The sequence below is a fragment of the Halomicronema hongdechloris C2206 genome (genome assembly GCF_002075285.3).
Lineage (GTDB): Bacteria > Cyanobacteriota > Cyanobacteriia > Phormidesmidales > Phormidesmidaceae > Halomicronema_B > Halomicronema_B hongdechloris.
This window is the reverse complement of sequence record NZ_CP021983.2, coordinates 3245300-3268004: the sequence shown is the minus strand read 5'-3', so window position 1 is coordinate 3268004 and position 22705 is coordinate 3245300. Positions and strand designations below refer to the sequence as shown.

Below are 22705 nucleotides of genomic sequence, written 5' to 3'. Positions count from 1 at the left end.
ACGAAAGTGAACTCAAATCAGCCTCGTCAAACCTAAAGTTGTGGGAGCAGACCGGGTCGGCAGACCGGGAATGCTGCAAGAAGGAAGGGATTCAACGAACATTTGACCAACCTTCCCCCATCGGGGTAGTGGAGGTGGCACGTTGGAAAAGTTGGTCGTTCCAGGTCGGGAGATCTCTATCTATGTTCGGTCGCGACGAACAACAGGTCTGTATAAGGGAACTCCGAAATCAGAGCTGGTAGATGGAGAAGTCCGCCAGGTTCGTAGTACTGCTTGAGGATGTGGGACAACATAACCCCATCGGAGGGAAGGAACCTGACTTCAGTTAACAGTATCCAAACGAGTTGAGGATGTTTTGATTGCCAATGGCTACCAACGAAACAGAAAAAGTTCGACAACTCCAGAGGAGCTTATATCGCAAAGCTAAGCAGGAGCCGCAAACAAAATTCTACAGTCTATATGACAAGCTCTGTCGAGAAGATGTGCTGTGGGAAGCGTGGCGACAAGTCAGGCTAAATCAGGGCGCACCTGGGATCGATGGCGTTTCGATTCGCGAGATTGAAGAGAATGGACAGGCGGTGACATTGATCCAACAATTGCAAGCGCAATTACGGAAACAAACCTATCACTTTGATGCGGTACGACGGGTGGACATCCCGAAGCCGCAAGGAGGCACGCGTCCCTTAGGGATTGCGACGGTAAAAGACCGGATTGTGCAGACAGCAATGAAGTTGGTATTAGAGCCAATCGGCTCTCCTGGGATAATTATGCAGCAGCAGGAGAAAAATGCCAGCAGATGAGGCAGCGGAGCCGAAATCGCTCAAAGTTGGTGAACCCGTCCAGAGCGCTTGATCAACTTTAGGCGAGTATTGATGCCTTCGACGACACCGCTTGTGGTGCGGTGTTCAAAGTACTGGAGGATTTCGCCAAACCATCGCTTCATCGTTGCCACAGCCTCGGGGTAGAGGGATTGCGCGGTTCCCATCCAGCCCAGGAAACCCGGCAGGGCTTGAGCCCAAGACTGAGCCTCAAATCGAGTCCTAAAGGCTTCTTTGGTCTGATGCATCAAGGCGAGTTTCGGCGAAACAGCTTTGACCTCAACGAGCTTGTCCTGCTGGGTCTTGGTGAGATGGGCTTCTGGCTTGAGGAGGGCATACTTACTGGATTTGAGCGCTGCTTTAGCCGCCTCAGGAGTGACGCCCTCGGCTAAAGCCTCGGGTGTCCGCCGGAGGGCGTTACGGGCTTGATTCAATTCCTGATTGACCAGACTCATGACATGGAAACGGTCGGCCACAATCTCGGCTTGAGGCATCAGGCGATGCACTAAGCCCCGGTAATTGCCGGAGAGATCCATGCTGACTTCTTCAATGTTTGAGAGCACTTCGGCACCCCAGGTGTTGAGCACGGCTTCAATCGCCGCATGAGTCCGCGCTGGAGCCATCCCAATCAGCCTGTGAGTATCGAGGTCACTCAAGACCACAGCAAAGTCCTTGTGACCTTTACGTAGCGCGATTTCGTCGATGCCCAACCGCCGCAATCCACTCAAGTCAATACAGACTTTTTTTCGCTGACATACTCCACCATGGACCAGACGATATCTTCGCTCAACCCGTGCTGTCGCGCCACATTAGCCGTATTACTATGAATCACCTCACTCACCACCACCTCGGCATACCGGTCCGTGTACACCCGACGCGCGCCGACAAACTCCAGCTCCTCGCTGAAGGGTTTACCGCAGGTCGAACACTTAAACTGGCGGCGATTCACCCGTAACCAGGTCTTCCGGTAATGGCTGATGGGTAGGTCACGCACCAGGTAGCCATGATTCTGATGGAGGTGGTGGCTCAAAGTCCCGCAGCGAGGACAGATTGCTGTGTCCCTGTGCGCTTCTACCTCCAGAATCAAGCCATCCTCGCTCTCCTGGTATGACTCCACATCAATGCCAGACAACCCCAAGAGTTCACTCAAGAGAGGTACCATAGCGATACGGTATAGCATCTACTACACCAGCATACTCATTCCTGCAGAGCCAGCCAATCTTTGAGGCAGATTTTCAGGAGTGTTCCTATGGGTATCGCCCGAAACGGGATGCGAAGATGGCATCGCTTGCCATCCGAGACGACCTGTATCGGGGAGCATGGGGCGTGGTGGAAATCGACTTGAAAAGGTACTTTACAAGCATTCCACACGACAAGCTGCTGGTGTTAATCCAGGAGCGAGTGGTGGATGGGAGTATGCTGAAGCTGATCAAGCAAAGCCTGAAAGTGGGTGTGGCATATGCAGGTAAGATTGAGCCAACGAGGGTAGGTGTGCCACAAGGTTCGCCAATTGCCCCCCTCTACAGCAACATCTACCTGAATTTGCTGGATCGGGTCTGGCAATCGCGAGGGTATCCTCAGCAGTTAGGCGCGACGATGCACCGGTATGCCGATGATGTGATTCTGGTTTGCCGAGGGAACGCACAACAAGCGTTACAAGCGTTCGAGGCGATTGCCCAACGGATGGAACTGAGCTTGAACCGGGAGAAAACCCGGATTACAAGATTAGCCGATGGGTTTGATTTCATCGGGTTCCATTTTGTGAAGCGACGCAGTGGGCGCAGCGGCAAGCCAACGATCTATATTCAGCCCAGCCAAACGGCTCAACAGCGAATTCGGCAGAAAATTCGGCAGATTACCAGCCGACGAGCACCGATTTCGCCAAACGAGTGGTTGCAGCGGATTAGCCTGATGGTACGAGGATGGGTCAATTATTACCGACACACCAGTGCAAGTCAGGCGTTTCGTCGATTGCAACACTTTATCAATACCCGGTTTCGTCGATACTTGAGTTACCGAAGCAAACGTCGAGGCTTTGGATGGGACCGCTATCCAGACTGGAAACTCTATGCAATGGGAATGATCTACATTGCTAGTGGACTCATCAAGTACGAAAATCGGACTGTGAATGCTCTGCGATGAAGACTGTCGGATCGCCGGACTCGGGAAAACCGAATGTCCGGTGAGATGGGAAGGGGATGGTGAACTAACAATGCAGGGTTAGTGAGGCACTGCAAATGAGGAAACTCGCAGACAACAGATAGATCTTGCTAATGTTACTGAACCATTCCTTTACCCTAGCCGCTGGCTTTCACCGTTATCCGCCCAGAAACATATCGGCAATTTGAGGGTTATTCAGCAGGTTTTGGCCGGTATCTTCGTAGCGGTTTTGGCCCATGGTGAGGACGTAGCCGCGATCTGCCATCTGTAGCGCTTGCTTGGCATTTTGCTCGACTATCAGCAGACTGACGCCCAGTTGGTTGATGGTGCCGATGATGTCGAAGATTTGCTGGACAAATAGGGGAGACAGTCCGGCGGTGGGCTCATCGAGTAGCAGTAGCTGGGGCTGCACCATGAGGGCACGCCCCATGGCTACCATTTGCCGTTGGCCCCCAGATAGGGTTCCGGCTGGTTGCTGATGCTTTTTTCGCAGGGGGGGAAATAGCTCGTAAACCTGCTCTAATTGGGGACGATAGTCATCGTCACGGACGAAGGCACCCATCTCTAGGTTTTCTTGTACGGAGAGGGAGGCAAACACGTTGTTGGTTTGGGGAACATAACAGATGCCGCGTCGCACCATGCGATCGCATCGCAGTCGGGTAATCTCTTGGCCCTGGAAGAAAATTTTGCCCTGCCGCACAGTCGCCAAGCCGAACAATGACTTCAACACTGTCGACTTGCCAGCCCCGTTAGGGCCAATGATGACCACTATTTCTCCCGGCGCCACCCTCAAGTTCACTCCCTTGAGGATATCGACCCCACCATAGCCACTGTGCACGTTGTTCAAAACCAGACTCATGACGACAGCGTCCTCGCCGGATGCACATTTCCCAAATAGGCGTCTTGGACTTGAGGATTTTGCCGCATCTCCGCCATCGTTCCCGCCGCCATTACCGTTCCCTGGGCCATCACGACCACATGATGGCAGAGGTGATCCACTAACTCCAAGTCGTGATCGATCAGGCAAATCGTACAGCCCCACTCCTGATTCAACCGCACGATAATGTCAGTCAGCTGTCGCAGTAGCGTGCGATTGACGCCAGCCCCAGGCTCATCCAGCAAGATTACCTTGGGCTCGATCATCAACGTCCGTCCCAACTCCAGCAGTTTCTTCTGGCCTCCCGACAGATTTTGAGCCAATTCATCGCGCACATGCAGCAGATTGACCCAACCCAGCACTTCTTCGGCCTTATGCCGGATCTGCCGCTCCTGTCTTAACACCCGTTGCCAGCGAAACCAAGACATCCAGAGGTTTTCACCCAACTGGCAGGGGGGTACCACCATTAAGTTCTCTAAGACCGTCATCCGGCCGAATTCCCGGGGAATTTGAAACGTTCTCACTAACCCCAAGCGAAACAGCTGATGGGGAGCCATCCCGGTCACGTTCCGACCATCCAACACAATATGTCCCTGACTGGGTTTTAAGACCCCCGCCACCATATTAAACAGCGTTGTCTTGCCAGCCCCATTTGGGCCGATCAACCCCGTGATTTTACCGGCCTCAATCTGGAACGAGCAGTTGTCTACCGCTCGAAATCCAGCAAACGTCTTCGACACTCCTTCAAGGTGTAGCAATCGTCAACAAGAACTCAGTAAACATCAAACAATACCCCACTGCCTCGCCCCACCCTCTGCTCGATAGCCCATCTAGAGCAAATTCAGGGAGCCAGGCAACTCAGCTGCCGTTGAGCCACGCTTTCAATAATCTTAACGGTAGAAATGCCGGCAAGCCAAAACCTGGTTTGCCGTGCTCTTTATCTATGGCGCACTACCAGCCTTCAGGCCATCAGTTCAGCCAAAGACCGTAAGAGGTATTGCATACCCCCACTTCTGAATGGCTTGAGTTCCAAGCAATCCTGATTGCCCGTGATGAGATGAGTTTCAGCTGTGAGGCATTGATGAGCTAATGCCGACATCAAACGTCTCCGCGAAATCCTAGCCTGGCGGTCAACCATCTACAACGGGCCATATCCTGGAGAGAAATCCATCACAGTATAGCGTTGGCCAGTCAGCTTAGCACAGAGCTGATCGCTCGATGGCCCAGTCTAGGGAGTCGCCACCGCACCCAGCATGGTGGCGGTGGCTATAAAGCTTTCGAGACACGGTAAACTCTCATAAAAGATTGTCTAGATTCCTGGTAGACCCGGCTCAGCAGGCTCCTCAGGAGACTTTGCCCATGAGCGTCTCAAGATGTGCTGTAGAAGATGGAGAACACCTGCCTGCAGCTGACCCGTTACGGAGGACGACACTATGGTTGCGACTCATTCTTGGCATTATCGCTGGCGTCAATTCGGGGCGACCGTCGCCATGACAGTCCTGGTGGCTGCCTGTGGTGGCACCCAGCAGACCACTGAAGATACCGAGGCAACGACTGAATCTGCCTCTAGAGAAACTGTCGACTTGGGGGCCCTATTACCCATGACGGGAGATCTGCAAGCCTTTGGCGAGACCTCCCTGAATGGTATCAACATGGCCGTCGACGACATTAACGCCGACGGCGGAGTGCTGGGCAAGACCTTGGCGGTCAATGTGGGGGATACTCAAACAGCGGCCCAGCCTAGTATCGATGCCGCCCAGAAATTGATTTCCCTAGAAGGTGTCGTGGCCATAATTGGTGCCCTCTCCAGCGGTAATACCATTCCGGTGGCTGAAAGCATTACCAGCAAGAACACCATCCCCCAAATCTCCAGCGCCTCCACCTCCCCAGTGATCACTGGACTCAATGACAACGATTTCTTGTTCCGTACGGTTCCTTCTGATGCCTTTCAAGGAGTAGCCTTGGCTCAGATAGCCCGAGAACAAGAACTAGAGCAACTGGCTGTCATTTATATCAACAACGACTACGGCCAGGGACTAGCCGAAAGCTTCAAGGCAGCCTTCGAAGCTCAAGGGGGAACGATCACTGGCATGGTTCCCTACGAGCAGGCCCAGGCGTCCTATCGAGGAGAACTACAGCAATTAGCCCAGGGAGATGCGACGGCCTTGACATTGATTGGCTATCCCGAAAATGGGATCACCATCTTAAAGCAGGCTCTGGAAGAAGGTTTCTTCGATAGCTTCGTCTTCACCGATGGCATGAAAGCTCCAGAAGTCATTGATGCCATTGGTGCAGAGACCCTAGAAGGGGCCTTTGGTACAGCCCCCCAAGCACTGACGGACAGTGATGCCTATCAGACCTTTGTCAGTGCCTACGAAGCCGCCTACGGCGAACTACCGCCTAAACCCTATATCGATACCGCTTACGATGCCACTATGCTACTGGCCCTAGCCATTCAGAAGGCGGGGAATACGGATGGTGCCGCCATCCGGGATGCCTTGCGGGAGGTCGCCAATGCTCCTGGCACCAAGGTGGGGCCTGGGGATTGGGCCGTTGCTGTTGACGCCTTGGCCGATGGGGAAGACATCGACTATGAAGGAGCCTCAGGAGCCCTTGAGTTCGACGACAATGGCGATGTTGGCGGCACCTTTGCCCATTGGGTTATTCAAGATGGGGAGATTGTCACCGTTGAGGTGTTTGAACCCAAAAGCTGAATCTCACTCGGAGCTGACAAACGGGTAGCTGTAGAACCAATACTCTGCAGCTATCCTAAGGGGCTGACCCCAGCTTTTGATTTCGGTTAGTAGTTAATTCTCAAGCCTGACGCTCCTGACAGTCACTATTGGCATGACAACTAAGAACGGGGAATACCGGTGGTGAGGCGGGCTCGGCACACCCGGAGATAGTCTGGGTTGTCACTAACCATGTCGATGCCGGTGAGATCAACACCATGCATATGAGCTCCGGCTAAATTGGCCTCATGGAAATTGGCCCCACTCAATTCGGCATCGGTGAGTTGGGCCCCTTGTAAGTTCGTCTTACTCAGGTTGGCGTGGCGGATGTTAGCCCGAGACAAGTTACTGCCCGTTAGGTTGGCCCCATATAAATTGGCGTCTTGTAAATTTGCGTCAGCTAAATTGGCGTGGCTCAGATTGGCCCGACTGAGATCCGCCCCCCTCAAATCAGCTCGGCGTAAGTCTGAGCGACTTAGGTTGATACCGATTAGATAGGCTTGTTTCAAGTCGGCGTCTCTAAGGTTGGCTGAGAGAAATGCACGATTTCCCTTATCGTATTGAGTGAGTAATTGATGACCATCCATCACAATCTCCAAATATTAAGGCGTCAGAGTGGTGGGGACACAGGGGCTAGCATTCTGTCATTTAGGGGGCACGTTAGCCTAGGCTGATGCAGGAGACTCCATCAAATCCATCTACATCTAGCGCGACGACAATGCTTTAGGGGGGGATGTGTCACACCTGGGAATTGCCGTCAATCACTCTTAATTATGTGTATCAATACCGGTTTTCTCCGTATTGATTAACAGAACGAAAATTCCCTAGCGAATCTAAATACAGCGCTTTTGCAGCTAGTGAGGTATGTAGATGACCTGAAACCTTTGATATCAGAAGGTAGGTTGTACCTCACCCAGCAAGGAACTGCTGCATTGCATCGGGGAACGATAATGCTGGCTAATCAGCGGCGTAAACGCCATCTACGCTTGGGTTCAGAGTCAATGGGTTGGGGAGGATGCTCTGGCCAAATACCTTCTGGCCGGGCCAATAGAATCACCTGCAGTAATCCTCCAATCAACAAGAGACGTAGGGCACTGGCTCGAGTGACCCAGGCCACTGGCACTAAATTGGTAATGAGTTCGGTTCCTGACCATAGTGCCCAAATGGCAATTGCTCCCAGGACGGCACCGCGAGTGTTACCACTGCCGCCGGCAATCAACATGACCCAGACGATGAAGGTAGCAAATTCTGGTTGAAAGGCCTCTGGGCTGATAAAGGCGACGAAGTGGGCATAGAGAGCGCCTGCCAGGCCCATGAACATAGCTCCTAGGATGAAGGCCTGTAAACGAAACACGAGGACGTTTTTGCCGGCAGCCTGGCTGGCTGGTTCGTCTTCTCGTAGGGCCCGCAACACTCGACCCCAGGGAGAACGGTAAGCCCGATCGCTGGCCCAGAACACTAACCCCAAGATCACAAGCACTCCTGCCAGATAAAGGAGGCCATTGGCGCCTGGTAAGAGTCCTGTGAAGGGGTTAGCGATTCCGGCAATGCCGCGAACTCCATTGGTGAGCCAGGCTTCATTCTTTAGCACCAGGCGCACGATTTCAGCGATGCCGATGGTTGCGATCGCAAGGTAGTCCGAGCGCAGCCCCAGGGTGATGATGCCAATCAACCCGGCCAAGATGCCAGCCACCGCCATGGCCAGCAGTAAGCCCACCACCATCGGTAGCTCGAAGCCGCCGATGTAGTTGTCGCTCTGGGGCGTCGTTGCGATCGCACTGGTGTAAGCTCCCACGGCAAAGAAGGCACCAACCCCAATATTGAGCATGCCAGCATAGCCCCATTGGATATTCAGCCCCAGGGTCAAAATGGCATAGATACTAGCCAATGTCGCAAAAAAGATCCCAAAAGCCAGCAGACCACCTAAATCCATCAGCGTCCTCCAAACAAACCCGTCGGTCGCACAATTAGCATCAGCACCAAAATGGCAAACGCCACCGCTGATTTGTAAGCTGGGGACAGCACTAACGTCGATAACTCCGAGGCCAAACCAATAATCAGCCCGCCAACAATAGCGCCATAGGGGCTGCCAATCCCCCCCAAAATAGCCGAGGCAAAAATCGGCAGCAGCAACCGCCAGCCCATGGTGGGATTCAACTGGGTATCCAAGCCGAGAAATACCCCAGCAGCACAGGCCAACACCGCCCCAATCACCCAAGTCCACATGGCCACCCGCTCAGTGTTAATGCCTGATACCCGGGCCAGGTCGACATTATCCGCCATGGCTCGCATCGCTTTACCCGTGCGGGTATAGCGCAAAAATAAATGGAGTGCCACCATCAACCCCAGGGCTCCCACGACGATGGTAATCTGATCGGGCTTAATGGTTAGCCCTGCCCACTGCAGCGGCGACTGAATGCCCTGACGGTACACCCGTTGATCCGCCCCCCACCCCAACTGAATCAGGCTGCGAAAAATCAGGGCAATGCCAAAGGAAGAAATCAGCAGAATCACTGGGGAACGTTGGCGCAGATGACGAAATACTAGCCAATCCGCGGCTAAGACTGCCAATACCGTCAATCCACACGCCAGCCCCAAACTGGGCCAGAATGGCCACTGCAAGAGCACTATAAACGTGAAGGCGAAATAGGCTCCCATGGCCATGAAATCGCCGTGGGCAAAATTTGCAAACCGCAGAATGCCAAACGTCAACGACACACCAATGGCCCCCAGCGACAAAATGCTTCCCAGCACTAGGCCATAGATCACCAGCTGTAGCAGATCAAGCACGGGGTGAACTTACTCCTCAAACGCTGACAGCATTAAACCTTAGGCAGGGCAAATTCCCAAGCCTCTGGGTTTACTCCCCCCTGTCGACAACATCGTGAGCAGCAAAAAATAGTAATTTCAGCCATCTTAAAAAAGTGTGCATTGCCAGTGCCAGCCTTACAGAGGTCACTCCCTGCCTAACGGTTCGTCAACTCCCATAGCCATCGTGCTCCCCTGTAACCCCTAACCAAAGACATTAGGAGAAATAGCTCATGGTACTCAAGCAACCTCTACGGCCATCCCAGCGCCTAGTCGTGCGGGATGGAGAATTCCCTGATGTCGTCCGACTGGGAGATCCCCATTCCCCTTGGCGAGATCTCTACCACCTATTAATCACGATCCCCTGGATTGGCTTCATCCCCCTGATGGGCCTAATTTATTTGGCCGTCAATGCTGCCTTTGCCATCGCCTATCTAATCGGTGGTAACCATATCGCCAACGCTACTAACGGTTCCTTCTTCGACACTTTCTTCTTCAGCGTTCAGACCATGGCCTCCATTGGCTACGGAGCCATGTATCCTCAAACCCTCTATGCCAACTGGCTCGTCGTCATAGAAGCCTTCGTCGGCTTACTGTTTATCGCCATGGTTACAGGGCTGAGTTTTACCCGCTTTGCCTCACCCACCGCCCGCATCTTATTTAGCCACTACGCCGTCGTCGCTCCTCACAACAGCATTCCCACCCTGATGTTCCGAGCCGCCAACAAGCGGCGCAACCGTATCTTAGAAGCCCAAATCTGGCTGACCCTAGTGCGGGATGAATATACCACCGAAGGCGAATTTTTTCGCCGATTTTACGATCTGGCCCTGACTCGCTCCCATACCCCCCTATTTGCCCTGAGTTGGACCGCCATGCATCCGATCACCCCAAGCAGTCCCCTCTACGGCGAAACCCCTGATTCTTTGGCAGCCGCCAACGCCGAAATCATCGTCATTCTCACCGGCATCGATGAAACCATGTCACAAACTATCCATGCTCGCCATTCCTTCATCGCCGATGAGATTCTCTGGAACTATCGCTTTGCCGATATCCTTGGCTGGACGAGGGATAAGCGGCGGGCCATCAACTTCAATTGCTTCGATCAGGTTTCCCCGATTCGCTAATCCTGGATCCCTATCTATATTCCTTGCTAGAGACGAGAAGAGTTAACGGGGATAACGCTGCATTAACGCCTGCACTTGCTCGGCATGGTAAGAACTACGGGTTAACGGAGACGAGATCACCTGCAGAAATCCCATGGCTTCCCCCGCCTGGCGCCAGGCATGAAACTGCTCAGGGGGAACAAAAGTTTGGACAGCCAGATGCTTGGCGCTTGGCTGCAAGTACTGGCCGATGGTAAGGATATCACAGTCTACGGTGCGCAGGTCCGCCATGACCTGCCGCACCTCATCATCGGTTTCTCCCATCCCCACCATCAGCCCCGACTTCCTGTAAGTCTTGGGAGAGAGCCCACGGGTACGCTCCAGCAAGTCTAAAGTGCGGCGGTAGTTTCCCTGGGGACGCACTCGACGATATAGTCGAGGCACCGTTTCGGTGTTGTGATTTAAGACATCGGGTTTGGCGGCAAGGATGGCAGCTAGCGCCTCCCAGTTGCCACACAGATCTGGAATCAAGACTTCAATAGTGGTAGTTGGTGATTCCTGGCGAATTTGATTGATGCAGTGGACAAATTGCCTGGCCCCACCATCGGGTAAATCGTCCCGGTTCACAGATGTAATCACCACATGATTCAGCCCCATGCGCTTCACTGCCTCGGCCAGGCGTAGGGGTTCAGTGGTGTCCAAGGCCTTAGGTGTCTTCTCGAAATCAATGTCACAGTAGGGGCAAGCCCGGGTGCAGGCAGGCCCCATAATCAAGAAGGTGGCGGTGCCAGCATGAAAGCATTCCCCAATGTTGGGGCAAGAGGCTTCTTCGCACACCGTATTTAACCCCAAATCCTGTAGCACGGCTTTAACATTGCCAATTCGCTGCCACTGGGGGGCCTTTACCCGTAACCAATCTGGTTTAACCGCCACACGCTTACCCTAGGTCGATTCAGCCTCATCTTAACAAGAGCCAAACGCTCTGGTTCGCTCTATCCTAGGTAAATAAGTTGGGAGATGCTGAGTCTCTGACTATGCTAAGCTACCTACCCATCACCCGCTGCTTTATGCTGTTGTGCTTCGCAGCAGCAGGTATCTTGGTCATGGGGCAGCGGTATTCGCCAGTCCCGAGATCCCCATCACCCCAACCAGAATTCTTGCAACCCCTTACATTGGGGGCTTTGGCTCCTCTGATGGAACAGGTGCCAACCATGGTGCGGGCCCATCAGTATCACCTAGTGGTGTCTCTGGGGCAGCGGCGCTTAGAGTTACAACAGCAGGGTGAGCCTATTGTGAGTTATCCAGTGGCCGTTGGCCAAGAGGATTGGCAGACGCCGGTTGGCACCTTTACAGTCCAAACCATGCGGCGTCATCCCGTGTGGCAGCACCCGATCACAGGCGAGCCCATTGCACCTGGCCCCGAAAATCCTCTGGGAGCCCGTTGGATTGGCTTTTGGCAGGATGGGACTTATCAAATTGGCCTGCACGGTACTAACCAGGAGGACAGTATTGGTCGAGCCATCTCCCATGGCTGTATCCGGCTACGTAATGTCGATATTATTGACCTCTATGATCGCATTACCCTAGGAACCCCAATCACGGTGACTCCCTAGTACGCCCTGGCAGAAGTTGACCCACCATTTTGTGCCTCAACTCCCTAGCTTCCTGCCCCTTACCACAACCGTTAAACGTATGCCATGGGCTACTGGTTGGCATTACTTGGGAACTTCTTCGTACTTGGGCGCATAGTCTTTCAGCAGAGAGCTGACCTGACCTAGCACATCGTCCCCGGTGGGCTTGCGCTTCAGGCTTTGGCGTTCGGGGTAGAACTCAGGCTTGTTGAGGTTGCGGGTGATGGCTTCCTCAACTTCGTCAGAGATCAGGCCAGCCAGCTCTGCCCGAGCTTTATTGCGCTGGAAATTCGCCCCCTCTTCCGTGGTGGCATAGAGGGGGGGTAAGCGGTTAAGGGCATAGGCGGCAATGTCACCCAAATCGAGGGTTTGGTCGCTACTAGCTTCAATCTCGGCCACCCGGGCGATGGCCTCAGTGAGGACCAACTCTTCCATGACATTGATAAATTGCTTGCGGGGTACAGCCACTACTTCCCCGGTTAATAACGCCCCCATCAGTCGATCAAGGGCCATATACTCTTCGATGGAGAGCTCTGAAGCAGTATCACAAATACGACCGACTTCCGCTTCCATGGCCGGCGTTAGATAGCCATCTTGCAACGCCTGCTCAACGATTTTCTCAATACTACTCATTTGCCTAAACACTCCTATGAGATTACTTAGACCAGGCCAATAGGCGGCAACGGGTATGATGTCCCCTCTGGTTGGATATGGTGTACTGGTGTTAGTGTGCCCCTGCTTGCCGCGGAACCCACAGGTTTTCAGTAGGAATTTACTGATGGCTTACAGATTACCGACATAGAACCAGATCGGATTAACGCGATCTCTTTGGGCGGAACCTGGACAGGGACTGATCGTGTCACCCAATCCCCCCATAGCGCCACGGCACTGGATCTACGGCAACGCCATGAACGTATAGCCCCCAGTGTAAGTGGGGACCCGTCGATACCCCTGTGGAGCCTACCCCCCCAATTTGCTGGCCAGCCTGTACTACTTCTCCTGCCGTGACATCAATGCGGCTGAGGTGAATAAAAATGCTGGCCACTCCCTGGCCATGGTCAATGCCGATGGTGTTGCCATGGAGGCGAAATCCATCCCTGACCCGTCCGACCAGGACTATGCGACCGGCGGCTGGGGCGATGACGGCAGATCCAGTGGCGGCAGCATAGTCGACGCCACGGTGATAGTAGTCTCGAGCAAAGACGCCGTTGTAGTAACGACGCACCCCATAGGGAGTACTCACCCGCCCCTGACTGGGTCTGAGAAAGGGCACCTGCCAATGGCGCTCAGGGGTAACGAGTTGCTTGAAAGTAGCGACGCGCTCAAACTCGTGGGGAGTGCCTTCAATGCTGGCTCGATCCGGCGGTAGAGTGATGCGCTGGACTGAAAAATGCCGGTTCTTGAGCCAAACGGCCAGGTTACGGGTGGGCTCATCCCCTATCACTTGGACTAGATAGCGCCCGGGGGAATTTAAGGGGCTGGTAGGCAAGAGGGCGCGAAACCGCCCTGCTTCTAGGGGAAATACCGGAAATGCTTGACCGTTTAGCTGCACTGTCGGCTGAGCAGTCCCCCCCTGATTGGACTGTACGATAACGGCAATGGTATCGCCCAATTCCGGAGCACTAGGGCGAATGTCCACGGCATAACCTAGGGCTGCCCGAGGACGTCCCAGGCTGACGGTTGTGGCGCCGCCGAGGATGGCCCAGAGTAAGTGGCGGCGACTAAGTTGGCGGGAAGCCGGCGGGATTTGTCATGCTTGAGGTTGGACATAGGCAATGGCACGGCGCCAAAGCAGGGTCGGTTGGTTACTCCCGTCGTCGATACAGAGACATTCTGGATCTTGCCAGCGCAGTCTACCGGTTAAGAGTTCACCGGTAAACTAGTTTGATTTCCAAGCTCTGTTGGTCGCGAATGAAGGCCTGCAACTGCCGAACATGGGGGGAGGTTGACATCTACTTCAGAAAGCCATGGGAAAGGATCGAGACGGCACGAGTGAGTCGATTTTAATCGATTCCTGCGTTCCCGTTCCAATGACTGGAGGAATCAACTAAGGTCTGCAGTATGGCTGGGTGATGGAATGTCCTGAGCCCCGATATAAGTAAGAGACGGCTCAGTGATCGATCTGAGTTCCGGGCAATGGCGAGCTAAACGGTATGAGTTTTCTGGGTTTGCGCCAGCGACCTAACCGCTAGCGTGCCTATTCCCAAAAGACCTAGTAGTACCCCCGGTTCTGGTGGTGTAGTCCCCAAAGGTTTGTCCAGCCAGTAAGGAATTGATGCCAATATTGGCCGATCCACTGCCAGATACGCCCAGGGTCAGGGTTCCAGCCTCGGCAGGGAGCATGGCAGTAGCCCCGACCGTCAGCAGAGTGGCGCTGGTAGCCAGTAGGGTACGTGTAACCACCGAATTACCTCCGAGATAATCAGAACTGTCAACTTCTGCAATGTCACAACCCGCCGAGCTTCTGTAAGTTTACTGAACTTGTCTGGATATGCTCTGAAGTTGTGGACAATGCCTGTAAAGCTCTAGTGAATATTCGGAGATAGCCCATCGCCAAGCGAGTAGCGCAGCAGTTCTCATACCCGTTTTCGTAGAGAAAGCCATCTAAAAACCAACTGTTAGTCGCCAGGGAGCAGAGGAGCAGAATTTGGTCTGTTAGCTCAGAAAAGCGCCATTAGCATCTAGTCAGAAATGGTCCAGGTAAACCTGCTGGGAAAAGGCTTTCGGCCTGGTGGGGCTGTCAGCTTAGAATGAGCCTATGGCGAGTGGAGCATGGCATGGCCGTTGAATTTGTGAAGTATCACGGGTTGGGCAACGATTTCATTTTGATTGACAATCGTCATCAGCCGGAGCCGGTGTGGCAACCCGAGCAGGCGATGCGGTGGTGCGATCGCAACCGGGGCATCGGGGCTGACGGGGTGATTTTCGCCTTGCCGGCCCAAAGGGATACAGACTACACCATGCGTATCTTCAATGCCGATGGTTCAGAGCCAGAGATGTGCGGCAATGGTATTCGTTGTCTGGCTAGGTTTCTGGATGCCCTGGAGAGTGCTGAAGGCCATCCACCGACGCTGCCCCATGCTTACCGCATCCACACCCTGGGGGGCACCATTACTCCAGAATTACAGCCCGATGGCCAGGTCAAGGTGGATATGGGAGTTCCCAAGCTGCTGGCTCAGGACATTCCCACTACCCTGGTCGCCCGTGAGCAAAAAGTCATCGATCAGATGTTGCGGGTGGCGGGTCAAACCTGGGAAGTGACTGGCGTCAACATAGGCAATCCCCACTGTGTCACCTTTGTAGAGGATGTGGCTGAATTACCCCTAGTGACTCTAGGGCCACAATTTGAATATCATCCGGCCTTTCCCCAGCGGGTGAATACGGAATTTATTCAGATCATCGGCCCTAAGCATCTGAAAATGCGGGTTTGGGAGCGGGGGGCAGGAGCTACCCTGGCCTGTGGTACTGGGGCCTGTGCTGCCCTAGTGGCTGCAGCGCTCACCGGCCGATGCGATCGCACCGCTACCGTTGAGCTCCCTGGCGGCCCTTTGCAGATTGAATGGTCAGCCAACAACCGTATCTACATGACTGGGCCGGCTGAACGGGTCTTCCAGGGGCAAGTAGAGGCCTAAGGCGTTACACTGCCAGTCATGTCTCGAGGCTGTATATATTCCGTGACCATCGTATTAACCAATGACGACGGCATTGACGCACCTGGGATTATGGCCCTGCGTCAAGCCCTCAATGGTCGCGCCGCCGCCATTGTTGCTCCCGAGCAGCCCCTCTCCGGCTGTAGTCATCAAATCAATCGAGGCGGGCCGATTACCATTGGTGCTCGCCACTGCGATGAGTATGCCATCGGCGGTACTCCCGCCGACTGTACCCGAGTTGCCCTCAGCCATCTCTACCCTCAGGCCCAATGGCTGCTCTCGGGCATTAATGCGGGCGGCAATTTGGGGGCCGATATTCATGTCTCCGGTACTGTCGCTGCCGTACGGGAAGCAGCCCTATTGCGGATACCCGGCATTGCCCTGTCCCACTACATCCACCGAGGGCGGCCCATCGATTGGACCTTGGCCATTCGCCTGGCCACCAAGGTGCTGGAACGGCTGTTGGCACATCCTCCCAAGGCGGGGCAGTTCTGGAATGTCAACCTGCCGCACCTGACCATGGCAGACCCAGAACCGGAGCTAGTCTTTTGTCCGCTATGCACCCAGCCCTTGCCCACTGACTTCGTGGTCGAGGGCGATCAGTTCCATTACGTGGGGGACTACAGTCAACGGCGGTATGACCCTGATTCGGATGTGGCGGTGTGTTTCGGCGGACAGATCAGTGTCACCCCCATTCACCTATGGTGAGAATCTGAGCCCGACCGCTATGCTGAGAGTGGCCCCTTTGCGTGTTCTGAGCTGGTATGACTAGCCCCCAAATTCAGCGGTCTGAACCGACCTGGCGTGCGATTGTGCGGCTACTGCGATGGCATAAACCCACGGGACGTTTAATCCTGATGGTGCCCGCGTTATGGGCAGTCTTTTTAGCAGCCCGAGGGGGGCCTCCCTGGCCCCTGGTGGGGGTGATCGTGGTAGGCAGCTTAGTGACGAGCGCGGCCGGATGTGTGGTCAATGATCTCTGGGATCGCCGCATTGATGCCCAGGTCGAGCGCACCCGCCAACGGCCCTTGGCGGCACAAACTCTGTCGGTGCCAGTGGGCATCGTAGTGGCCCTAGCCGCGTTTCTCTGCGCCTACGGGTTGGCCCTCTATCTCAATCCCCTCAGTTTCTGGCTCTGTGTAGTGGCGGTGCCGGTGATCGTGCTGTATCCGACTGCCAAGCGAGTCTTTCCAGTACCCCAGTTGGTGCTATCGATAGCCTGGGGATTCGCCGTGTTGATTCCCTGGACAGCGGTGACGGGTCGATTGGAAGCCCCGATGGCATTACTCTGGGTAGCAACGCTACTATGGACCCTGGGATTCGATACGGTCTACGCCATCCCCGATCGAGAGTATGATCGGCGCTTAGGCATTCACTCCAGTGCACTATTTTTCGGGCGGCGCACCCCGGTGATGGTGGGGCTATGCTTTCTCGGATCTGGCCTATGCCTAGGAGGCCTGGGCTGGGTTATGGGCCTAGGAGTGGCCTACTGGTTAGCCCTGGCGATCGCACTGTTAATCTGGGGTCGCCAGACCTTTCAACTCAGCCAATATGCCCCGCCTCCTCAGCGCTATGGCCAAATCTTTCGCCAAAATGTCTGGCTGGGGTTTTTGCTTCTGGCTGGCATGATTCTGGGAATGCTCTGAGGGGCGCACCGCAGTGCGCCCCTCGGCCCATGGAGATCGATATCCGATCGGGGTGAGCCTAGAAGGTATAGCCCACTCCGATGACGCCGTTGACGGGACTGGTATCGGAAATGGACCAATTGACCGCGGCATTGGCCGTCAACTGCTCAGTGAGGCGATAGTCGGCCCCAGCGGTGAGGAGGCCCCCCACTTCCTCATTTTCACCCGTTTCTACGGAGAGCCCGGCCCCAGCATAGGGCAATAGCTTGCCGTTGGGGGTAACGGGGTTGAAATCGTAGGTAATGGGCACCAGGACGTGGGTTTGGCCATCGTCGAAGTCAAAGTCGGTGATGGCCCCGGGCCGCAAGGAGACGTTATCGCCCAGGGTGATTTTGCTGTTGACGGCAAAGCCGACATCGCTATCGCCCACGTTGCCGACACCGACACCGACGCCAACATAGTCGTAGTCGGTGGGGGCGGTTTGGGCCTGGGCGGCCATCGGCAGAGTTGCGATCGCAGCCGCGACAACACCAGCGGACAGGGTAGCAAAGAGACGAATAGTCATGGTAGTTCTCCAAATCAAGTCGTGTTTACATTGCACGCCACCAACGGTCCCCGCCTGATTCCGTAGAACCAACCGAACCTAGTCAATGGGTATTGGGTGTTTTCCTGCCAATCTGCCCGTTCACGGCAGGCGCTCGGCCCTGCGCCTGTCTATCTAATGCAGAACAGCAGGATCTAAACGTCAAACAACGACCCACAGGTCTATAATCAAGCCAGCTCTAGATCGAGGCTTCCGGCAGGTAACCCGTCAGATCTAAACGGGACCCAACCAAAGTCCACGTCTACATCATCAGGAAGCTTGTCTCAGGTCTGAGGCTGGGGGATATGGTCGTCATCATAGGTAGACCCATGCCGTTGGGGTGCAGCCATGAGCTTTTAGGATGTGCTCAGGCTGTATCTATGTTGTAACGACTACACCGGCCAACCTAAGGCAGTTCTATGCCACTTCCCCAGCTGGCTTTAAGGGCGGCAGCCATGCCAGCTCCCCAGGCTGCTATTGACACCTGGCTGCAAACACCATTAGTTGCATTGCACTGCGGCCGTTAACCGACCTCTGGTGCTTCAGTGTCCTGACCCTCTACCGCTGCACCCACCGCCACGGGGTAGTCAGCCTTTACCAACCGGCACAGGGAATAGCTATTGCGTTTGTCAGGTAGCTTAGGACATTGAGAATCGCTCCCATGCCTAGCCTAGGGAGCTACCTGACCGCAACCGTCCTAAGCATAGGCACGGTTGCTATATCACCTACCCAATATCAAATCCGCATTAGTTTTTTGAGGCTGATCAGCTGGATGTGATCTAACTCTAGAGCGAGTGCCAGGGGCCAATCTGCAGTGACATGCTGAAGGCCCCTGGGTAATTGCATACATGGGTAGTTGCATACAATGGATGTATTCTGCGGGAGGTTCACCTATGTCTCAGCCCACAGCCTCGGTTACTGAAGCGGTTGCAGCCGATGACGTGCAGTGGCTCCCGAGCAATCTCTGGAGTGATGAACCGCCCTTGGAAAGCGATTTTCACCGGGACCAAATCGACCTACTGATTCGAATCTTGCGCGGGTGGTGGTGCGATCGCAACGATGTTTACATTTCCGGTAACTTGACGATTTACTACAATCAGCAGCAGCTCAAATCCCGCGATTTTAGGGGGCCGGACTTTTTTGTGGTTCTAGGCACCGAGAAAAAAGATCGTCGCAGCTGGGTGGTATGGGATGAACAAGGCCAATATCCCAACGTAATCCTAGAAATTTTGTCCACCTCGACTAAGCAGGTCGACAAGGGGCCTAAAAAAGTCCTGTATCAAAACATCTTTCGTACCCCCGATTACTTTTGGTTTGATCCCGATACGTTTGAGCTAGAAGGCTTCCACCTGTTGGATGGTCGCTATGAACCCATTCCTACCACTGGACAAGGCTGGCTCTGGAGCAATCAACTGGAACTTTACCTGGGAGTGCATGAAAACAAGCTACGTTTTTTTACCCCAGATGGGGAATTAATTCCCTCCCCCGAGGAGCTAGCGGCACAAGAACGCCAGCGGGCAGAGCAGGCAGAGCAGGAACTACAGCGCCTCCGGGCTCAAATGAAAGCGCAGGGCATTGACCCTCTCGATACCTGAAAGTTGCTATGTGGCTGGGCTTAGTCTGAGGACTGTCGCTCTGACTTGGGTTGCCAACCCGGAATCACCTTCTGCGGTGCCCGCGCCACCACCAGGCAATCGTCCGGTACATCTTTGGTGACCACCGAGCCAGCCCCCACCGTGACTCCCTGGCCAATGGCAACGGGGGCCACGAAAACACTATTGGAGCCAGTCTTGGTGTGGTCGCCAATGGTGGTGGCATGCTTCTGGTAGCCATCGTAGTTGGCGGTGATGGTACCTGCCCCCACATTCACCTGTTGTCCTAGGGTGGCATCGCCTAGATAAGCCAAGTGGGCCACGTTGGTGCCATCTCCTACCGTGGATTTCTTAATCTCGACAAAGTTGCCGACACGGCACTGTTGGCCAATGGCTGCTTGGCCCCGCAGGTGGGTGTAAGGACCAACGCGGCTGTCACTCTGTACCGTGCTGTCGCTGATGACGGAATACAGGGCGGTGACATTAGAGCCAATATGGCTATTCTCGATCAAACAGTTGGGGCCGATATGACTGTCCCGACCGATGGTGGTCTTGCCGCGTAGGTGGGTCTGGGGCTCAATCACCACATCTGGCTCCAGGGTGGTCTCGGTATCGATGGTGATGCTGTCGGGATCAATTAAGGTGACGCCAGCGGCCATCCAGTGGTCCTTAATCCGTTGCTGCAGAATCGCATAGGCAGCCGCCAATTGCTTACGGTCATTGATGCCGAGGATTTCTTGGGGATCGTCTACATCTACCGCCATTACGGGGGACATTTCTTGGATGACATCGGTGAGATAGTATTCTTTTTGGTCATTATCGGTCTGTAGGTGGGGCAGGATCTGTTTCAGGGCAGGCCAGTGAAAACAGTACACCCCGGCATTAATGCGGGGATTTTTGAGCTGGGCTGGGCTGCAATCGCGATGCTCCACGATTTCAGTGACGAGGTTGTCCTCACTGCAGAAAACACGCCCATAGCCACTGGAGTCAGCGATCTGGGCTGTGAGTAGGGTAGCGGCATTGCCATGGTGTTGATGCAGGTCGACCAGCTTTTTCAAAGAGCTAGGCCGTAACAGGGGCACATCTCCATTCAAGACCAGCAAATCTCCGGCGTAGTCGCCCAGGTAAGGCATGACTTGCTGCACGGCATGGCCAGTGCCCAGCTGTTCCAGTTGGTCTACAAAGGTTAATCCTGGCAGAGAGGCCAGGGTGGCTTTCACGTGTTCACGGCCATAGCCCACAACAATCAGGCGAGGGTCGGGATCAATCTCACTCAAACTTCCCAAGACTCGCTCTACCATGGATTGCCCCCCCACCAGATGTAGCACCTTAGGCAAGTTGGACTTCATCCGCGTGCCTTTGCCGGCAGCTAAGATCGCAACCGCTACCATGTCTCCCCCTTATTGACTGATCGCTGCAATATTGCTGCAAGGGAGTATATCGCGCTTCTTTAGTGGATTCCAAAAGCGGCGGCTCTATTAAATGGGTTAATACCCAATTCACGCCTAATGTGAATTAAGTGAGGCATCTTCAGTGGCCTGGAGAGTCAGGACATATAGAGCGACACCCGCTCTCCGACTCCGTGGATATTGGGCGGGCCCCAAGGCCATGTTCCTGGCCAGCTTTTTGTTTGGGAATGGGGCGTTGCTGCTGTTCAACCGCATGGGCTATTTCCAGCCGGGATTTGATCTTGGCAAAACTGCGATCGCAACGGCCTTGATCGCAGCGGCGGCCACCCTGGTATAGCCACTGCCACAATGTTTTGTGCGGTGGCGAGCCAGTCAGCCTGCCTAAATTGGGCCATTGGGCGATCAGTCATGTCCTAAGCTGACTGGCCAACGCTATAGAAGTCCTGCCGTTTAAGGACATTGATAATGTCACTCTACCGCTGGTGGTACTGATCCTGGGACAGGCCCTGCTCTCGGCTCAGTGATTTCCGACCAATTGACTCATCTCTTTCCCTCGGGTCGATGTTGTCTGTCTGTGCGATCGCATGGCGTAACGTCACAAAGACTACTCAGAGGTCTGTTCCTACCCTGATTAAACAAGCTACCGTTATCCCCCCCGACCACCAGGGAATTTTAAGGGAGTAGCCGTGACGGTTGACCAATGTCCATGCCCTTTCAAGCCGAATCGTTTTTGATCCTTCTGGTTGAGGACGATCGATTGACGCGCACAATGCTGCGTCAAGCCCTAACCCAGGAAGGATACCGAGTCATAGAAGCCAGCGACGGAGAAGAGTGCCTGAGCGTCTACGGGCGGCAGCAACCTAATCTAGTGTTGCTCGATGCCATGATGCCAACCATGAACGGCTTTGATTGCTGTGCAAAACTGCTTACCCTACCCGGTGCCGCGCAAACCCCCATCATCATGATTACCGGATTGGAAGACAAGGCATCGGTCGATTGGGCATTTGACCTAGGAGCAACGGACTATGTGACCAAACCCATTCACTGGCCGATTTTGCGACGGCGTGTCAGGAACCTGCTGGAGAAGGAATATTTTTACCGGGAACTCGCATTAGTCAACCAAAAACTCCATCAGCTTGCCATTACCGATCAGCTGACCAACCTAGCCAATCGTCGTTACTTCGATGACTGTTTCGAGCGTGAGTGGAGGCGATCGCTGCGCTATCAGACGAGTCTCTCGCTCATCCTATGCGATGTCGATTATTTCAAGGCTTACAACGATATTTACGGGCATCAGGCCGGGGATGCCTGCCTGCAGCGAGTCGCCCAGGTCTTGAGTCATGCTGCCAAACGGGCGACCGACATCGTAGCCCGCTATGGTGGCGAAGAATTTGCCATTATCCTGCCGGATACTAGGCTCGACGGGGCCATGGGCATTGCCCAAGCCATCCGAGCAGAGCTCAAAATCCTTGCCCTTCCCCACCCAAACTCAGTCAGTTCCCACGTCACCATCAGTCAGGGAGTAGCCAGCACGGTTCCCACCCGAGACATCGCAGCCGCTGTCCTGATCGAAGGGTCCGATCAAGCCCTGTACCAGGCGAAACGCAATGGACGAGATGCCATCGCCGCTTTCAGTGCGGGTCAGCTGATCACCCCGTTTGACAGTCATCCTCCACGACACGGGTCTTAAGTTACCCCACTCCCATTCTTCAGGAGC

Annotated in this window: 26 protein-coding genes; 11 read left to right on the top strand and 15 right to left on the bottom strand. The window is 54.5% G+C overall.

Going from position 1 to position 22705, the window contains the following annotated elements:
- Positions 1 to 365 precede the first annotated feature (365 nt).
- Entirely contained in the window at positions 366 to 800 is a 435-nt protein-coding gene (locus tag XM38_RS14830; protein WP_080810190.1) for a reverse transcriptase family protein, read from the top strand.
- A 20-nt stretch (positions 801 to 820) separates the two neighbouring features.
- Here XM38_RS14830 and XM38_RS26450 read toward each other — a convergent pair whose 3' ends face one another.
- Together XM38_RS26450 and XM38_RS26445 are read right to left on the bottom strand one after the other, a co-directional pair.
- Positions 821 to 1528, bottom strand: a complete 708-nt coding sequence (locus XM38_RS26450) for an ISL3 family transposase (RefSeq protein WP_202978898.1) — start codon at positions 1526 to 1528, stop codon at positions 821 to 823.
- 14 nt (positions 1529 to 1542) lie between these two features.
- Positions 1543 to 1980 (bottom strand): helix-turn-helix domain-containing protein, encoded by a 438-nt coding sequence (locus XM38_RS26445; RefSeq protein ID WP_202978832.1) that lies wholly within the window; start codon positions 1978 to 1980, stop codon positions 1543 to 1545.
- A gap of 11 nt (positions 1981 to 1991) precedes the next feature.
- On the opposite strand from XM38_RS26445, the gene XM38_RS14820 reads away from it, so the two are divergent.
- Entirely contained in the window at positions 1992 to 2960 is a 969-nt protein-coding gene (locus XM38_RS14820) for a reverse transcriptase domain-containing protein (protein WP_306441586.1), read from the top strand.
- A 175-nt stretch (positions 2961 to 3135) separates the two neighbouring features.
- Here the strand turns inward: XM38_RS14820 and XM38_RS14815 are convergent, their stop codons facing one another.
- Together XM38_RS14815 and XM38_RS14810 are read right to left on the bottom strand one after the other, a co-directional pair.
- A complete protein-coding gene (locus XM38_RS14815; protein WP_080810192.1) occupies positions 3136 to 3837 on the bottom strand; it encodes an ABC transporter ATP-binding protein in 702 nt (233 codons plus the stop codon).
- Positions 3834 to 4595 (bottom strand): ABC transporter ATP-binding protein, encoded by a 762-nt coding sequence (locus XM38_RS14810; protein WP_256995641.1) that lies wholly within the window; start codon positions 4593 to 4595, stop codon positions 3834 to 3836. The genes XM38_RS14815 and XM38_RS14810 overlap by 4 nt, the downstream gene beginning before the upstream one ends.
- Before the next feature lie 693 nt (positions 4596 to 5288).
- Between XM38_RS14810 and XM38_RS14805 the strand changes: the two genes are divergently transcribed.
- On the top strand, positions 5289 to 6569 hold the full coding sequence (locus XM38_RS14805) for an ABC transporter substrate-binding protein (RefSeq protein WP_225889321.1): 1281 nt from the start codon (positions 5289 to 5291) through the stop codon (positions 6567 to 6569).
- A gap of 140 nt (positions 6570 to 6709) precedes the next feature.
- Here XM38_RS14805 and XM38_RS14800 read toward each other — a convergent pair whose 3' ends face one another.
- From XM38_RS14800 to XM38_RS14790, 3 genes are all read right to left on the bottom strand, one after another.
- The gene (locus XM38_RS14800; protein WP_080810199.1) at positions 6710 to 7174 is read right to left on the bottom strand and encodes a pentapeptide repeat-containing protein; all 465 of its coding nucleotides are present in this window, start codon (positions 7172 to 7174) and stop codon (positions 6710 to 6712) included.
- 374 nt (positions 7175 to 7548) lie between these two features.
- On the bottom strand, positions 7549 to 8520 hold the full coding sequence (locus XM38_RS14795; RefSeq protein WP_187329419.1) for a branched-chain amino acid ABC transporter permease: 972 nt from the start codon (positions 8518 to 8520) through the stop codon (positions 7549 to 7551).
- Positions 8520 to 9377, bottom strand: coding sequence for a branched-chain amino acid ABC transporter permease (locus XM38_RS14790; RefSeq protein ID WP_080810201.1), 858 nt, complete (start codon positions 9375 to 9377; stop codon positions 8520 to 8522). The genes XM38_RS14795 and XM38_RS14790 overlap by 1 nt, the downstream gene beginning before the upstream one ends.
- Before the next feature lie 251 nt (positions 9378 to 9628).
- Between XM38_RS14790 and XM38_RS14785 the strand changes: the two genes are divergently transcribed.
- Entirely contained in the window at positions 9629 to 10519 is an 891-nt protein-coding gene (locus XM38_RS14785) for an ion channel (RefSeq protein ID WP_080810202.1), read from the top strand.
- A 42-nt stretch (positions 10520 to 10561) separates the two neighbouring features.
- Here the strand turns inward: XM38_RS14785 and lipA are convergent, their stop codons facing one another.
- Positions 10562 to 11431 (bottom strand): lipoyl synthase, encoded by an 870-nt coding sequence (gene lipA / locus XM38_RS14780; protein ID WP_088430257.1) that lies wholly within the window; start codon positions 11429 to 11431, stop codon positions 10562 to 10564.
- A gap of 101 nt (positions 11432 to 11532) precedes the next feature.
- Between lipA and XM38_RS14775 the strand changes: the two genes are divergently transcribed.
- Positions 11533 to 12111: a L,D-transpeptidase gene (locus XM38_RS14775; protein WP_080810233.1), complete on the top strand. Its 579-nt coding sequence runs from the start codon at positions 11533 to 11535 to the stop codon at positions 12109 to 12111.
- A 102-nt stretch (positions 12112 to 12213) separates the two neighbouring features.
- Here XM38_RS14775 and XM38_RS14770 read toward each other — a convergent pair whose 3' ends face one another.
- The 5 genes from XM38_RS14770 to XM38_RS14755 all read right to left on the bottom strand — a co-directional run bounded on the left by XM38_RS14770 (position 12214) and on the right by XM38_RS14755 (position 14532).
- Positions 12214 to 12762 (bottom strand): late competence development ComFB family protein, encoded by a 549-nt coding sequence (locus XM38_RS14770; protein ID WP_080810205.1) that lies wholly within the window; start codon positions 12760 to 12762, stop codon positions 12214 to 12216.
- A 226-nt stretch (positions 12763 to 12988) separates the two neighbouring features.
- On the bottom strand, positions 12989 to 13876 hold the full coding sequence (locus XM38_RS14765; RefSeq protein WP_088430255.1) for a M23 family metallopeptidase: 888 nt from the start codon (positions 13874 to 13876) through the stop codon (positions 12989 to 12991).
- A gap of 3 nt (positions 13877 to 13879) precedes the next feature.
- Positions 13880 to 13951 carry a hypothetical protein gene (locus XM38_RS29030; protein WP_391540813.1) on the bottom strand — a complete coding sequence of 24 codons (72 nt, stop codon included), beginning with the start codon at positions 13949 to 13951 and terminating at the stop codon, positions 13880 to 13882.
- A 46-nt stretch (positions 13952 to 13997) separates the two neighbouring features.
- Positions 13998 to 14081, bottom strand: coding sequence for an Hfq-like protein (locus tag XM38_RS29025; RefSeq protein WP_391540812.1), 84 nt, complete (start codon positions 14079 to 14081; stop codon positions 13998 to 14000).
- A gap of 229 nt (positions 14082 to 14310) precedes the next feature.
- Complete coding sequence (locus XM38_RS14755; RefSeq protein WP_080810209.1) at positions 14311 to 14532, bottom strand: hypothetical protein; 222 nt, start codon at positions 14530 to 14532, stop codon at positions 14311 to 14313.
- Between the two features lie 374 nt (positions 14533 to 14906).
- On the opposite strand from XM38_RS14755, the gene dapF reads away from it, so the two are divergent.
- Genes dapF through XM38_RS14740 form a run of 3 tightly spaced genes read left to right on the top strand, consistent with a single transcriptional unit; the run spans position 14907 to position 17425 of the window.
- The gene (dapF, locus tag XM38_RS14750) at positions 14907 to 15761 is read left to right on the top strand and encodes a diaminopimelate epimerase (protein WP_080810235.1); all 855 of its coding nucleotides are present in this window, start codon (positions 14907 to 14909) and stop codon (positions 15759 to 15761) included.
- A gap of 42 nt (positions 15762 to 15803) precedes the next feature.
- Positions 15804 to 16487, top strand: a complete 684-nt coding sequence (gene surE, locus XM38_RS14745; protein WP_080810210.1) for a 5'/3'-nucleotidase SurE — start codon at positions 15804 to 15806, stop codon at positions 16485 to 16487.
- Between the two features lie 56 nt (positions 16488 to 16543).
- Positions 16544 to 17425, top strand: a complete 882-nt coding sequence (locus tag XM38_RS14740; RefSeq protein ID WP_080810212.1) for a 4-hydroxybenzoate solanesyltransferase — start codon at positions 16544 to 16546, stop codon at positions 17423 to 17425.
- A 58-nt stretch (positions 17426 to 17483) separates the two neighbouring features.
- Here the strand turns inward: XM38_RS14740 and XM38_RS14735 are convergent, their stop codons facing one another.
- Entirely contained in the window at positions 17484 to 17969 is a 486-nt protein-coding gene (locus XM38_RS14735) for an outer membrane beta-barrel protein (RefSeq protein WP_080810214.1), read from the bottom strand.
- 911 nt (positions 17970 to 18880) lie between these two features.
- Between XM38_RS14735 and XM38_RS14730 the strand changes: the two genes are divergently transcribed.
- Positions 18881 to 19582, top strand: a complete 702-nt coding sequence (locus XM38_RS14730) for a Uma2 family endonuclease (RefSeq protein ID WP_080810215.1) — start codon at positions 18881 to 18883, stop codon at positions 19580 to 19582.
- A gap of 20 nt (positions 19583 to 19602) precedes the next feature.
- Here the strand turns inward: XM38_RS14730 and glmU are convergent, their stop codons facing one another.
- Positions 19603 to 20970, bottom strand: coding sequence for a bifunctional UDP-N-acetylglucosamine diphosphorylase/glucosamine-1-phosphate N-acetyltransferase GlmU (glmU, locus tag XM38_RS14725; RefSeq protein ID WP_080810217.1), 1368 nt, complete (start codon positions 20968 to 20970; stop codon positions 19603 to 19605).
- A 217-nt stretch (positions 20971 to 21187) separates the two neighbouring features.
- On the opposite strand from glmU, the gene XM38_RS26030 reads away from it, so the two are divergent.
- Positions 21188 to 21325, top strand: coding sequence for a hypothetical protein (locus tag XM38_RS26030; RefSeq protein WP_187329418.1), 138 nt, complete (start codon positions 21188 to 21190; stop codon positions 21323 to 21325).
- A gap of 363 nt (positions 21326 to 21688) precedes the next feature.
- A complete protein-coding gene (locus tag XM38_RS14720) occupies positions 21689 to 22678 on the top strand; it encodes a response regulator (RefSeq protein ID WP_088430253.1) in 990 nt (329 codons plus the stop codon).
- Positions 22679 to 22705: the final 27 nt, after the last annotated feature.

What these genes read in the sequence shown, in the direction of transcription:
- XM38_RS14815 (WP_080810192.1), bottom strand. Translation starts at nt 3,837, where the DNA reads ATGAGTCTGGTTTTGAACAACGTGCACAGTGGCTATGGTGGGGTCGAT.
- XM38_RS14740 (WP_080810212.1), top strand. Translation starts at nt 16,544, where the DNA reads ATGACTAGCCCCCAAATTCAGCGGTCTGAACCGACCTGGCGTGCGATT.
- XM38_RS14800 (WP_080810199.1), bottom strand. Translation starts at nt 7,174, where the DNA reads ATGGATGGTCATCAATTACTCACTCAATACGATAAGGGAAATCGTGCA.
- XM38_RS26030 (WP_187329418.1), top strand. Translation starts at nt 21,188, where the DNA reads ATGTTCCTGGCCAGCTTTTTGTTTGGGAATGGGGCGTTGCTGCTGTTC.
- XM38_RS29025 (WP_391540812.1), bottom strand. Translation starts at nt 14,081, where the DNA reads ATGTCAACCTCCCCCCATGTTCGGCAGTTGCAGGCCTTCATTCGCGAC.
- XM38_RS14720 (WP_088430253.1), top strand. Translation starts at nt 21,689, where the DNA reads ATGTCCATGCCCTTTCAAGCCGAATCGTTTTTGATCCTTCTGGTTGAG.
- XM38_RS14795 (WP_187329419.1), bottom strand. Translation starts at nt 8,520, where the DNA reads ATGGATTTAGGTGGTCTGCTGGCTTTTGGGATCTTTTTTGCGACATTG.
- XM38_RS14830 (WP_080810190.1), top strand. Translation starts at nt 366, where the DNA reads ATGGCTACCAACGAAACAGAAAAAGTTCGACAACTCCAGAGGAGCTTA.
- dapF (WP_080810235.1), top strand. Translation starts at nt 14,907, where the DNA reads ATGGCCGTTGAATTTGTGAAGTATCACGGGTTGGGCAACGATTTCATT.
- XM38_RS14770 (WP_080810205.1), bottom strand. Translation starts at nt 12,762, where the DNA reads ATGAGTAGTATTGAGAAAATCGTTGAGCAGGCGTTGCAAGATGGCTAT.
- glmU (WP_080810217.1), bottom strand. Translation starts at nt 20,970, where the DNA reads ATGGTAGCGGTTGCGATCTTAGCTGCCGGCAAAGGCACGCGGATGAAG.
- XM38_RS14805 (WP_225889321.1), top strand. Translation starts at nt 5,289, where the DNA reads ATGGTTGCGACTCATTCTTGGCATTATCGCTGGCGTCAATTCGGGGCG.
- XM38_RS26445 (WP_202978832.1), bottom strand. Translation starts at nt 1,980, where the DNA reads ATGGTACCTCTCTTGAGTGAACTCTTGGGGTTGTCTGGCATTGATGTG.
- XM38_RS14775 (WP_080810233.1), top strand. Translation starts at nt 11,533, where the DNA reads ATGCTAAGCTACCTACCCATCACCCGCTGCTTTATGCTGTTGTGCTTC.
- XM38_RS14785 (WP_080810202.1), top strand. Translation starts at nt 9,629, where the DNA reads ATGGTACTCAAGCAACCTCTACGGCCATCCCAGCGCCTAGTCGTGCGG.
- XM38_RS14735 (WP_080810214.1), bottom strand. Translation starts at nt 17,969, where the DNA reads ATGACTATTCGTCTCTTTGCTACCCTGTCCGCTGGTGTTGTCGCGGCT.
- XM38_RS14730 (WP_080810215.1), top strand. Translation starts at nt 18,881, where the DNA reads ATGTCTCAGCCCACAGCCTCGGTTACTGAAGCGGTTGCAGCCGATGAC.